Origin of the sequence: Bernardetia aquimarina, assembly GCF_042180575.1 — a bacterium.
Lineage (GTDB): Bacteria > Bacteroidota > Bacteroidia > Cytophagales > Bernardetiaceae > Bernardetia.
The window spans coordinates 2,929,185-2,942,305 of sequence record NZ_CP170094.1 but is presented as its reverse complement, the minus strand read 5'-3'; the positions used below and the strand labels follow the sequence as shown (position 1 = coordinate 2,942,305).

At 31.2% G+C, this 13,121-nt stretch carries 10 protein-coding genes; 6 read left to right on the top strand and 4 right to left on the bottom strand.

The genetic code is table 11. From position 1 onward, the window contains the following. The first annotated feature begins 173 nt into the window (after positions 1-173). Together ACE193_RS12495 and ACE193_RS12490 are read left to right on the top strand one after the other, a co-directional pair. On the top strand, positions 174-866 hold the full coding sequence (locus tag ACE193_RS12495) for a GldM family protein (protein ID WP_375563324.1): 693 nt from the start codon (positions 174-176) through the stop codon (positions 864-866). A 6-nt stretch (positions 867-872) separates the two neighbouring features. Then, positions 873-1,571 carry a hypothetical protein gene (locus ACE193_RS12490; protein ID WP_375563323.1) on the top strand — a complete coding sequence of 233 codons (699 nt, stop codon included), beginning with the start codon at positions 873-875 and terminating at the stop codon, positions 1,569-1,571. 203 nt (positions 1,572-1,774) lie between these two features. Here ACE193_RS12490 and lysA read toward each other — a convergent pair whose 3' ends face one another. The 3 genes from lysA to ACE193_RS12475 form a co-directional block, all read right to left on the bottom strand. After that, on the bottom strand, positions 1,775-3,058 hold the full coding sequence (gene lysA / locus ACE193_RS12485; protein ID WP_375563322.1) for a diaminopimelate decarboxylase: 1,284 nt from the start codon (positions 3,056-3,058) through the stop codon (positions 1,775-1,777). 247 nt (positions 3,059-3,305) lie between these two features. Further along, entirely contained in the window at positions 3,306-5,060 is a 1,755-nt protein-coding gene (locus tag ACE193_RS12480; protein WP_375563321.1) for a phospho-sugar mutase, read from the bottom strand. Between the two features lie 320 nt (positions 5,061-5,380). Then, positions 5,381-5,551 (bottom strand): hypothetical protein, encoded by a 171-nt coding sequence (locus ACE193_RS12475; RefSeq protein ID WP_375563320.1) that lies wholly within the window; start codon positions 5,549-5,551, stop codon positions 5,381-5,383. Between the two features lie 262 nt (positions 5,552-5,813). Here ACE193_RS12475 and ACE193_RS12470 point away from each other — a divergent pair, with 262 nt between their 5' ends. The 4 genes from ACE193_RS12470 (at position 5,814) to ACE193_RS12455 (ending at position 10,596) form a co-directional block, all read left to right on the top strand. Next, entirely contained in the window at positions 5,814-6,350 is a 537-nt protein-coding gene (locus tag ACE193_RS12470; protein ID WP_375563319.1) for a hypothetical protein, read from the top strand. Positions 6,351-6,440: 90 nt separating this feature from the next. Beyond that, positions 6,441-8,072, top strand: a complete 1,632-nt coding sequence (locus ACE193_RS12465) for a NuoM family protein (protein ID WP_375563318.1) — start codon at positions 6,441-6,443, stop codon at positions 8,070-8,072. Between the two features lie 270 nt (positions 8,073-8,342). Continuing rightward, entirely contained in the window at positions 8,343-9,278 is a 936-nt protein-coding gene (locus ACE193_RS12460; protein ID WP_375563317.1) for a type III pantothenate kinase, read from the top strand. A 91-nt stretch (positions 9,279-9,369) separates the two neighbouring features. Then, a complete protein-coding gene (locus ACE193_RS12455) occupies positions 9,370-10,596 on the top strand; it encodes a hypothetical protein (protein WP_375563316.1) in 1,227 nt (408 codons plus the stop codon). Between the two features lie 414 nt (positions 10,597-11,010). Here the strand turns inward: ACE193_RS12455 and htpG are convergent, their stop codons facing one another. After that, entirely contained in the window at positions 11,011-12,843 is a 1,833-nt protein-coding gene (htpG, locus tag ACE193_RS12450) for a molecular chaperone HtpG (RefSeq protein WP_375563315.1), read from the bottom strand. Between the last annotated feature and the right edge of the window lie 278 nt (positions 12,844-13,121).

The following is a 13,121-nucleotide window of genomic DNA, read 5'->3' as shown; positions in this document are numbered from 1 at the left end:
TGAGCAACTACTTAAGACCAGCAAATGAATTCAGATACTCTTCATGGTGTTGTTGAAAAACTCATAGTTACCAAACTAAAAAGCACTTGCATTTGATTATGTAAGTGCTTTTTTGATATAAGAAAACCATAAATACTCCGTTCTAACCTAAAATTATCACGAAAATTAAGTCTATGAAAAAATTAGTTGTTCTCTTGCTTTTATTTCCTCTCAAAATAATTGCTCAAAACTTTACAAACAAAGTAGATGTACACATTCAGAGCAATCAAAAATTTCAAGCTCTTTATTTGAAATGTGGAAATGATATTAGTTTTTCATTGGCTAAAAGTATGAACTCTGATGAATTGACTTATAAAATAACAGGTGGGAAGTTATTGATAGAAAAGAATTTTGATAAAATAATTATTATCCCAAATAGCGCAAAGGTAACTTTAGATATTTTTTATAGAGGCAAATTTATTAAACAACAAATATTTGGTGTTCAGATGATTCCAAAACCTAAGATTAGAATTAGATATTTTCATAAAAGTTTGAAATCCTTTCCAAAGAAAATACTCATAGATGTTATTGCAGATACAGATTTTAAAGACCAACTTCCAGAAGATGCACGTTATAGAGTGAGCGATTTTAGTGTTACATTAGTCAGAAATAAAGAAGTTATTGTTAGCGATTTATTTACAGAAGAAATAACACCTACCGAAGAGGCAATAAGTCATTATACAAAAATGATACAAGCAGAACCCAATGAAAATTGGCGATTATTTGTAGAGGTAAAGAGAGTACAACGCATGAATTTTCAGAATCAAGTAGAAAATGTATCAGTAGGAATAGAAATTTTTAATCTACCTTTTGAATTAGAAAATTGATTTATTATGAACAAGTTAGCTTTATTTATTGTCTTATTTTTTACTCTAAGCTCAAAGGCTTTGTTTGCTCAAACATATAATGAATATTCTATTATTTTAGAAAAAGGGACATTAAATTATCTGTATAAAGGTTGTGAAAACAGAGTTGAGATAATTATTCCAGAAATAGAAGGCGATTATTTGGGTTTGTTGGTCGTTTCAGCACATGCAAAAGTCGAACAGAATAAAGAATTGCCATACATATTTTCTATTTCCCCAAAACTACACGCAGAAAAAGTAACGCTTGAACTTTATTTTTATGGCGATAAAATAGCCACAAAATATTTTAGATTAAAACCTTTTCCAATCCCTAAAGTAGTTTTGTTTTCTTATCGTAAAGATAAAATAGTAGAGAGTAGAATTAGTAGGCTTCCTTCTTATGTAGCAATCCAGTTTTCTTTAGGTAATTTTGAAAATGAGTTTCTAGCACATGAAAACAACTATAAGGCTGATTTTTTTGAAGTAAAATTATACAGAGCTGATAAAGTTATTTTTTCAAGCAAAATAAGAGAGTCTGTTTTTTCAACAGATACATCACTTCCATTTTGGCAATTACCAAAAACTGGAGATTATCTTACTGTAAAAGCCGTCGGAGTAAAACGAAAAGCTGCTGATGGAAAAATCCATAAAGTAAGACAACTAAAAAATCTAAAAATTGAGTTTTGAATACCTAGGGAACAATTACGAATTTAATACATTGAATAACAATGACTTATTATTTCGGAATGAGTAGTTTATTTAATTTCTATTCCTAGACTTGATTAGTATTTTATAAAAAAATGGTATTTAAGTAAGGACAACGTGTGCATTGTCCTTACTAGAATAAAAACTATTTTTTTGAGCCATTATTAAATGGCTTTTGGTTTGTGTTAAGAAACAACCTCTTTATTTTTTTTATCATTTGAAACAGAAATTTTTGAAAAGTCCATTTCAATTTGATTTCTAGTAATATCTTCAAATGTTTCTCTTTTGCGAATTAAATAATCTTTTCCTTCATATACCAAAACTTCAGCAGGACGAAAACGAGAATTGTAATTAGAAGACATCATAAACGAATACGCACCTGCATTCTGAAAAGCAAGAACATCATTTTCTCTTATATCAGAAAGTTTGCGATTTGCACCAAATGTATCTGTTTCACAAATATATCCAACAACATTATATACCCTTGGTACACCTGTCGGATTCGAAATATTAGTAATATGATGATAGGCTTCATAAAACATAGGACGAATAAGATGATTCATTCCCGAATTAAGACCAGCAAAAACAGCTGTAGGAGTAGTTTTGAGAACACTTACAGAAGCTAAAAATGTTCCTGACTCACTTACCAAATACTTTCCAGGTTCGAATACGAGAGTTAAATCTTTTCCATATTGTTTGCAAAATTCATTAAAACGCTCAGATACCTGTTCTCCTAATCTATCAATATCAGTTGTAATATCATTTTCTTTATAAGCAACTTTAAAACCACTTCCCATGTCGATATACTCTAAATCTGGAAACTCTTCTGCCGTTTCTAACAGAATATCTAATCCTCTCAAAAACACTTCTACATCAAGAATATCCGAACCTGTATGCATGTGAAGTCCTGTGATTTTCATTTTGTAGGCATCAACAATACGCATAACATGGCGCATCTGATAGAGTGAAATTCCAAACTTAGAATCAATATGTCCTACCGAAATTTTGGCATTTCCTCCAGCCATTAAATGAGGATTAATACGTACACAAACAGGAACTTTCCCTCCCCATTGATGCCCAAACTCTTCCAAAACCGAAATACTATCAATATTTACTTGTACTCCCAAATTTACAGCTTCGTTTATTTCACTCAAAGCTACTGAATTAGGTGTAAATAAAATATCAGAAGGCTCAAAACCTGCTAAAAGTCCGAGTCGAACTTCCTCAATAGAAACTGTATCAAGTCCTGCTCCCAAAGATTTAAAGAATTTCAAGACTGAAATATTCGTAAGGGCTTTACACGCATAATGTACTTTCATTTTGGTTTTCGAAAATGCTTTACATAGCTGTTTGTATTGTGTTTCCATTTTCTTTGCATCATAGACATACAAAGGAGTTTCATATTTTTCTGAAAGAGTGAGGGCAGAAACACCACCAATACGATATTCGTCTTGAGAAAATTCTAACATGATTCTAATAAAAGGTTAATTAATTACTTAAAAGCACTTGAAAACAAATGACTAAACAAACATAATAAAGTAAAAGTTCGATATCAATTTTGAAAACAGGTGCTTTTATGAAAAATTATATTTTAGAAATAAATAAATCAGTCCCAAAGGGCAGACCATCTACTAAGACTAAAATAACTACAAACGGTCTGCTCTACGAGACTGACCTATATAACAGTTAGTAAAAATGTCTAGTAGTATGAAAAGGTTATTTAATTCCCAAATCAGTAATCTGTTTTTGAATTTTTTCTTGAAGTTGTTTTTTTACTTTTTCATAATTTTCTGTTTTGTCTAAATCATCTTTTACAGAAAAATAGAATTTAATTTTGGGTTCTGTTCCTGACGGACGCATGCTTATTTTACTTCCATCTGCTGTATAGAAAGCCAGTACATTTGATTTTGGTAAATTAGCTTTCATTGGCTTGTGCGTTTCATTTTGCACATCTAGAATAGTTTGATTCTGATAATCATAGACAGATAATAAATTACTTCCTGCTAATTTTTTGGGAGGATTTTCTCTAAAAGTCTTCATCATTTCTTCTATCTGTGCTGCGCCTTGTTGTCCTTTTTTGGTAATAGAAACTAATTCTTCTAAATAAAAACCATATTCTTTATAGATTTCAATCAGCCATTCAAACAGTGAAAAACCTTTATCTTTTGCATACGCAGCCAAAAGTGCAATACTTGCACACGAAGCAACTCCATCTTTATCACGAACTTCATCGCCAATTAGATAACCATAACTTTCTTCTCCTCCTAAAATAAATTCTTCGTTAGGATTTTCTTGTTTTTTATGTTCGATAAGCGCAGCAATGTGTTTGAAACCAGTCAGCGTATCATAAATATTTACACCATATTTTTGCGTAATTTCTTTAATCAATTCTGTTGTAACGATGGTTTTGATGACCATTTGATTACCATTGAGTTTGTCTGCATTTTTCCACGCCTCCAAATTATAAGCCACCAACAAAGCAAGTGTTTGATTTCCGTTCAGTAATACAAAATCGCCTTCCTTATTCTTTACTGCAATTCCTACTCTATCAGCATCTGGGTCAGTTGCCATTACCACATCAGCATCTACTTCTTTTGCTTTTTTGAGAGCTAAAGTCATCGCTTCAGCTTCTTCTGGATTTGGATAAACTACTGTTGGAAAATTTCCATCTGCTAGAGCTTGTTCTTCTACTACATGGATATTTTCAAACCTCAATTTTCTCAACGCTTTTGGTACAAGTGTAATTCCTGTTCCGTGAATTGGTGTATAAACGATTGATAAATCTTTTTGACGTTCTACAATTTCCCTTGTTTTTTTATCAACTAAAGGTTCTAATATTTGGTACAAATATTCTTTATCAATTTCTACTCCTATGCTTTTTATTAAATCTGATTTTCCTTCAAATTTTATTTCATCTACACTTTTTATCGCCTGTACTTCTGTGATGATATTTTTGTCGTGAGGAGCAACTACTTGTCCTCCATCTTCCCAATAAGCTTTATAACCGTTATATTCCTTCGGGTTGTGTGAAGCTGTCAAGACAACACCACTTTGACAACCCAAATAACGAATAGCAAAAGAAAGCTCTGGAGTAGGACGAAGAGCTGTAAATAAAAATACTTTTATTCCATTTGCTGAAAAAACATCAGCTACAATTTTAGCAAATTCTGGGGAATTATTACGGCTATCGTAAGCAATAGCAACACTAATATCTCCTTCTTTTTTAGTTGGAAATGATTTTTTGAGGTAATTTGAAAGCCCTTGAGTGGCTGCACCGACTGTATAACGGTTCATTCGATTTGTGCCTACACCCATAAGTCCACGTAATCCACCTGTTCCAAATTCTAAATCTTTATAGAAAGCATCTGTAAGGTCTGTTTCAGATAGTTTTTTGATGATTTCTTTTGTTTCATTGTCATAATTTCCTTCTAACCAATGATTTACTTTTTGTTGAATTGTTGATTCTAGCATAAAATAGAGTTCTATGTTGTTGGTGTTGCTACGCTAAAACACCAACAACAGCGAGATTTGTTTAAATGTCATTTATTAATAATCTCAAAAATACGTAAATGAATTTTGATTTTAATAATTGTCAGAGTTTTATCATCAGAAATATATTTTATCTCTCAAAAAGCTATTTGTATAATTTCAGTCATAAAAAAACATCTGTCATGTTTTTTAAATACACACTTCTATTTTGTAGATGTATACTACATTTTATAAAAAAAAGTCATAAAATTCTAAATGTTAGATTTTTATGACTTTTTATTTAGAAACTAATCAATATATTTCTATCCACGACAACAATAATCACGACCAGTTGTAGTTGAATGGCAATGTCCCATGCCTTGTGATGAACAAAACTCAGCTGTAGGCTCTTTAACTACTCTAGGCTTACGTGTTCCACCTGAAATGTTACTTGCTTCTTTTGTTGAAATACGAAATTTTTTAAATTCTTTCATATGTTAAATTGGGGTTAAATAGTGATTAAAAATCAAATCTATATTATTTTTTACATAAAATCAATTTTTTAACAAAAAAATATCTTTGGATATTTATGTTTTAAGAATTTTTGTGTTTTTATTAAAAAAACTAACTTTGTTGTTTTTAGTTGCTTAATTGAATTTATGTATAACAGACTTCCTAGTCTGTTTGAAACCATTTTTTTTAACAGACTAGGAAGTCTGTTATACCTAATAACTTGATTTTATTTTTTTATTCTATATGAAAAATTTATTTTTTACTCTTTCTGTTTTTTGTCTTTTTGTAGCTTCTACTTTTTTATCCAGTTGTGTTTCTTTTACTTCCTATGATGATTTAGAGCGTTTGGCTTTTGCTGATTTAAGTGGTTATGAATACCAGAATAAAGATTACAAACCTACCAATGACACTACTCGTTTTATGTATTTTACAGATAAAGAGAGTTTTGAAAAATCATTTGGAAGCATAAAACATGAAATTAATTTTTCTGAACAAATTGTGGTTGCTGTTGTGAAGTATGAAAAAAATCCTACTCAAATCACTACTCAACACATCACTTACGAACAAAAAGAAATTATTTGGCTCTATGAAGATGAAGATGCTGATATAAAAGCTACTGCTCCATTTGTAGGAATGGCTTTGATTGAAAAAAAGAGTTTTGACCAAGTAGTTTTTGTGGAAAATGGAAAAACGGTTTACATAATCACTACGCCAGAGGCACAAGAAAGACAAAAAAAGAAACTAGAAGAAACCTTCGACAGAAAAGAACAAGAAAAATAGTAAATTTGTCTTTTATGTAGCCGACAGTTTCCAACTGTCGGAGGTATATTTTTACAACAGTTGGAAACTGTTGGCTACTTTTGATTTTTAATGGAAAATTTCATTCTCTCTCTTATTTTTTGGTTTCCACTTTTTGGAAGTATTCTTTGTTTGATTCCTTTTGGAGAAAACAAAACTCATTTTTACAAATGGATTGGAATAGGTGTTCTTTCTATCGAACTTATTTTGGTAGGAGTAATGCTTTATTTTGCAAAAATGAATTTAGATTCATCTTTATTAGATACTCAAAATTTACTCTTATCTGAAAAACTGAATTGGTGGCACATCAATTTGGGTAAATTTGGAATTTTGCATGCTGACTATTTTTTGGGAGTAGATTCTAAAAACGTACTCTTGATTGCTCTTGCTGTACTTGTTTTGTGGATTGGTAGTTTGGTTTCTGCTTTTTCTAAAACGGTTTTGATTCGTCCTCGCTTATATTTTTTCTTATATTTATTGCTTTCTTGGGCAGTTATGGGAAGTTTTTTGTCGCTTGATTTTTTGCTTTTTTTTATTTGTTTTGAATTTATGCTGCTTCCTATGTATTTTTTGATAGGAATTTGGGGAGGGCAACAGAAAGAATATGCAGCCATAAAGTTTTTTATTTATACGCTGATTGGTTCGGTTTTGATTCTGATTGCTGGAATAATCATCGTAAATTCTGGAATAGACATCACAAAGACAGCCTTAGAATTAGGAATTACGAATGAAGAAGTTATTACAAAACTCAAAAATTCTACCTTACTAACTGAAAGCTCTACTCAAATTGTGCATTCTTTTGATATGCTTGCTTTTAAAGATACCAATTATTTTTTACCTCAATCTGCTCTTTTTTCCTATGAAGGAAATACCACTCGTATAATTGTTTTCTTTTTACTTTTGGTAGGTTTTGCCATAAAATTACCTGTTGCACCTTTGCATACGTGGCTTCCAATTGCACATGTAGAAGCCTCAACGCCAATTTCAATGGTTTTGGCTGGTGTGCTTTTGAAAGTGGGTGGATATGGACTTGTGCGATTACCTTTTTCGGTTTTCACAGATGTAGCAATAGATTTTTCGGTTTGGATTGCTGCGTGGGGAATTTTTTCGATGGTCTATGGTTCGTTTTTAGCACTTGGACAGACACACCTCAAACGCATGATTGCTTATTCTTCGGTTTCACACATGGGTTTTGTGCTTTTGGGTTTGGCGAGTATAAATGCAGAGGGAACAAATGGGGCAATGTATCAAATGCTTAGTCATGGACTTATTTCACCTTTGCTTTTCTTGTTGGTGGGTGTTCTTTATGAGCAAACTCACGATTTGACAATTACTTCGTACAGTGGAATTTTCCATAAAATGCCTCGTTATACGGCTTTTGTAGGAATTACTTTTTTTGCAGGTTTGGGACTGCCTACTTTTTCTAGTTTTGTAGCCGAACTGACTGTTTTTTTAGGTGCTTTTTCATCAGAATATATTCCGATTTGGTTATCTATTTTGGCTGCCTCAACACTTATTTTTACAGCTAGTTATTTTCTTTGGACATTCAAAAGAATGTTTTTAGGTAATTTTTCGCTTCATCAAAATTTGAAAAAGACAGAACTAAAAGACATTGCTACTTTTTACAAACTCATTGCTTTTATTCTTATTTTTTTTAGTGTTTTGTTGGGGATTTTGCCGAATTTGGTTTTTGGGTGGTTTTAAAACTATCATCCCTTATCATAAAATGATTATTTTCATAGGAATATGTTTTATATAACCCTCTCGTTTATGTCAAAGCACATTTAATTGTCAGTATAAAATACAGCAACATTTAGAGTTTGCTAATATACAGAAGGCACATCAAGTTATTTTTTTAGAAAAAGCGTGATTTATCATTTTAATTTCCTTTATATTTTCTATTTCGCTACAAAAAAGCGAAATTTGCGACCTTATTTGATTTACAAATGAGGTTTTTTTATACAAAACGATTTTATGTTTCTTTTAGCAATAGATTTTGGAAACACAACACTTAAAGCTGCACTCTTCGAAAATGAAGTGCTTTTAAAAGTGCGTTATTCCCTTTCTATTATTCATTTAGATAATTGGATAGATGAAATTAGAAATTCTAAACAGTTAGAAGGAATTATTATAAGTTCTGTTAGAAAAAATGAAGAGACGGAGTTTTCTTTTATAGAAAGTTTGAAAAAAAAAATAGTTTCTAGCACTAGAAATAATTTTGATAACTCTAAATTAATCATAAAATCAAATTCAGAATCGAAAAAATTTGCAACAGATAGTAAAGGAAGTAGCGTAGTAGTTGTATTAGATGAAACTACACCTTTGCCTATTCAAAATAATTACTTGACACCCAAAACGCTAGGAAAAGACCGTTTGGCTGCTGTAATTGGTGCTTATTTTTTAGAAAAAGAAACTATAAAACAACCTACTTTAGTAATTGATGCAGGAACTTGTATTACCTTTGATTTTATTAATACAAAATCTAAAATAAAGGGAGTTTATGAAGGAGGAAGTATTTCATTAGGTTTGCAAATGCGTTTTAAGGCTCTAAATCATTTTACAGCAAAACTACCTTTGTTTGAACCAAATGAAACCTTACCTACACCTATTGGCGCATCTACACAAGAAGCGATGCAAAGTGGTGTTCAGTTTGGACTTATTTCTGAAATAAAGGGAATTATTGATTTTTATCAGCATCAAATTACTCTAAATAATAAAGGAACAAATACAAAATTGAACATTGTCGTCTGTGGTGGCGATGCTCAGATTTTAAAAAAATGGTGGGAAGAATACGTAATTAATTTTACAACTAACTCACATATATATCCAAAATGGACTATCGAACCAAATTTGGTTTTGATAGGATTACAACGAATTTTCCAGTTTATAAAAAATAATGAAGACAACTAATTTATATCTCCGTTTTATATCAAAATTATCTACTTCAAGTTTAGTAATAATTTTCATCTTATTTAACTGTTTTTTTATCTCTTCTTTTAGTTTGGCTCAAACAGCAAACAATCCTTTTTCAAGAATTGGATTAGGTGATATTTCTTCTCAACGAGCAATTTCCAATCTTGGAATGGGTGGAATGGGAGTAAGTCTTCCAACAGTAAAATACTCTAACCTTCAAAACCCTGCTCTTTTGAGTTATCACAAACTTACCGTTTTTGAAGCTGCAGGAGTGGGAGAATATAAAGATTTAAAAACCAATACAATTCAAACAAACGACTTTGGAGGAAATTTGGGTTATTTATCTCTTATCTTTCCAGTTTATAAAAATATGGCTATCAATGTTGGTTTTCAACCTTTTTCTTCTGTAAAATACAATGCAGTAAGTTATGAACTTTTAGAAAATACTCCTACTTTCATAAAATATGATTATGCAGGAACAGGAGGAGTTTCACAAGTTTTTCTAAGTACAGGGCATAAAATTATTCAAAATCTTTCAGTAGGCGCACAAATCAATTATAATTTTGGTGCAGTCAGCAATACTTCTACTTCTACACTAGATGATTTTAGAACTAGCTTTGTGGCTCAACTTAACGACCGTTATAATTATGGTGATTTTACGTATCGTTTGGGTTTGCATTATTTTGTTTCGGTTTTTGATAATTCACAAATTAATATTGGTGTAAGTTATGATGGTGCTGCTGATTTTAATGCAACACATTTTAGAGCTTTTGAGCGCAAAACTTTTGGAGATATTGTTGTTGATGGAGATACACTTTTTTCAGAACGAAAAGAATCAATTAAAATTCCAGATGCTTTTACTTTTGGTATTAGTTTGCAACGTGGTTATTTACAGGCTGCTTCAGGTACACAAAATACAGCTTATAGCATTGGTTTAGATTATAGTATGCAAGATTGGAGCATTTCAAATGGTTCTAATATTCTAAGTGGTAATCGTTTGCAGAATAGTTATAAAATCAGTGTAGGTGGAGAAATTACGCCTAATGTTCGTAATTCAAATTATTTAGCCAGAACGACATACCGAGCAGGTTTTTCTTATTCTCAAACTCCATTAGTTGTCAATGATGAATCCATAGAAGATATGAGTTTGAGTATTGGTTTTTCGCTTCCTGTCAAAAATAATTTCTCTTCTCTCAATATGTATGGTGCAATCGGTCAGCGTGGAAGCCTAAATACTATCAAAGAACAATATGTAAAATTTGGTTTAGGAGTTTCAATTAGTGATAGATGGTTTGTTCGTTCTAGGTTTGATTAATTTTTATTTTTTGTAAGACTTTTGAACCTCCTTATTCATTTTTATATGTGATTAAGGAGGTTTTTTGCATAAAAAAACTAGGGCAAACGCACGAAAATAAAATATGTAGTTTTATACTCTTTTTGAGCTATTTTTTTAGTTTTATAATTCAAGCGAGGACGCTTGAATTAGACAAAAACTGGTTTAAGTGTCCTCGCTTGAACCAGTTTTAAAAAAATAAAATTTCGTGTGTTTACCCTATAAAAAAACACTAAACTTTAAAAGTCTAGTGTTTAATTTATATAATTCAAATGTGTATTTTGTCTAAGAAAACAAGCTGTTTTTATTTGACAAAACAATGAATCAATTAGCTATTCATCTTTATTTAAGAGCAATAGAATTCATAGCTGTAATTTTGAATGCCCAAATCTCCAATTACTTCATAAAATTCAAGCTACGCTCTACAAAACTAGAAAGAGCTTTTCCTTCTAATAAGTTTTGAGAAAGTAAAGATAAATCATAAGCCTGTTGAGCAATTTGTTTTTGTGTTTCTTCGTCTTTTGTATCTAAAATTTTCTGTACTAACGAATGATTTGCATTAACGATAACATTGTATTGGTCAGGCAGATTCATTCCGTACATTCCTCCTCCTCCAGACATTGCCATTTCTTTCATACGACGCATAAACTCTGAAAGTGTAAGTGTTACAGGCATCTCATCTGTTGGCATTGGCTGAACCTCTACGGTATGATTTGCAGAAACAATTTTCTCAAAAATCTCTTTTACTTTTGTTTGGTCTGCTTCTGACAAAACAGCTTCCAAAACCTCATCTTTTGCAATGATTTTGTCTGCCGTATCAGAGTCAATTCTACGAATAGAAATATTTTCTAGCTTACCTTCAAGCCTTTGAATCAAATGCGAATCGATAATCGAATCCATTACCAACACATCATAACCACGCTTTTGAGCAGAAGTAATAAAGGTATGTTGTTTTTGTACATCGGCTGCGTATAACCACACTTTTTTACCATCTTTGTCAGTTTGATTGGTTGCTATTTTTTCGTTGTACTCGTCAAATGTAAATGTTTTTCCATCTACATTTTTTACTAATGCAAATTTCTCAGCTTTTTCTAAGAATTTTTCATCTGTAATCATTCCGAATTTTACGAAAAGACCTATATCGTCCCATTTGCTTGCGTAACCTTCTCTATCATTTTTGAAAAGCTCTTGTAATTTATCAGCTACTTTTTTAGTGATATAACTACTGATACGTTTTACATTTCCATCTGCTTGTAAATAACTTCTAGAAACATTCAAAGGAATATCTGGAGAATCAATTACACCATGTAAAAGTGTCAAAAACTCAGGAACAATTTCTTTTACTTCGTCAGTAATAAATACTTGACGGCTATAAAGTTGAATTTTATCCTTTGAAGCTGTAAGTTCTTGTTTTACTTTAGGGAAATACAAAATTCCTGTCAGCTCAAATGGATAATCTACATTCAAATGAATCCAAAATAGTGGGTCTTCTCCCATTGGATACAATTTTTTATAGAATGCTAAATAATCTTCATCTTTGAGTTCAGAAGGTTGTTTTGTCCAAAGTGGGTCTGTATCGTTTATTTGTTCGCCTTCAAACTCAATCGGAATAGGTAAAAACTTAGCGTATTTATCCAAAATTCCTTTCAAACGGAAATTATCCAAAAACTCCTCTGAATCTTCTGCAATATGAAGGATAATATCTGTTCCTCGTTCTGCTTTTGTAGTTTTTTCTAATTCAAACGAAGTCGAACCTTCACATTCCCAATGCGCTGCTTCATCTTCTTTTGCAGAAAAAGCACGAGAAATAATTTCTACTTTTGTAGAAACCATAAAAGCAGAATAAAAACCTAAGCCAAAATGTCCGATTATTTGCTTATTATTTGGAGCATCTTTATATTTTTCGACAAACTCTGTCGCTCCCGAAAAAGCGATTTGATTGATATATTTTTTGATATCTTCGGCAGTCATACCGATTCCGTTATCACTAACTGTAATCGTTTTGGCTTCTTTATTAAAGGAAACTTTTACTTTCAAATCTCCTACTGGGCTAGTTGCTTCTTTATCAAAATCAACCGAAGAAGATAAGTGTTTTAGCTTTTGAGTAGCATCTACTGCATTGGCTACAAGTTCTCTTAAAAATATTTCGTGGTCAGAATAGAGAAACTTCTTGATGATTGGAAAAATATTTTCCGTATTTACTGATAAATTACCTTGTTCTACGCTCATAATTCTAGTATAATTTTATTGTTGATTTGTTGTTGGTATCAATGCTTCATAAAATAGCAACAACGGCTTTATTTTATTTTTTGAAAAGAATTAAATTACTAATTCTCTTTTGTAATGAGAGATTAGCTAGTTTTATTCCAATCGATTTTTTGAGTTTTTTGATGATTAAAATCGGAAATTTTGTCAGTATAAATGATTCTGTTGTATATTTAGAACACAGATTTCACAAATAATCACAGATTTGAATACATTAAATGTTACTTTAACGAAATAGAAGA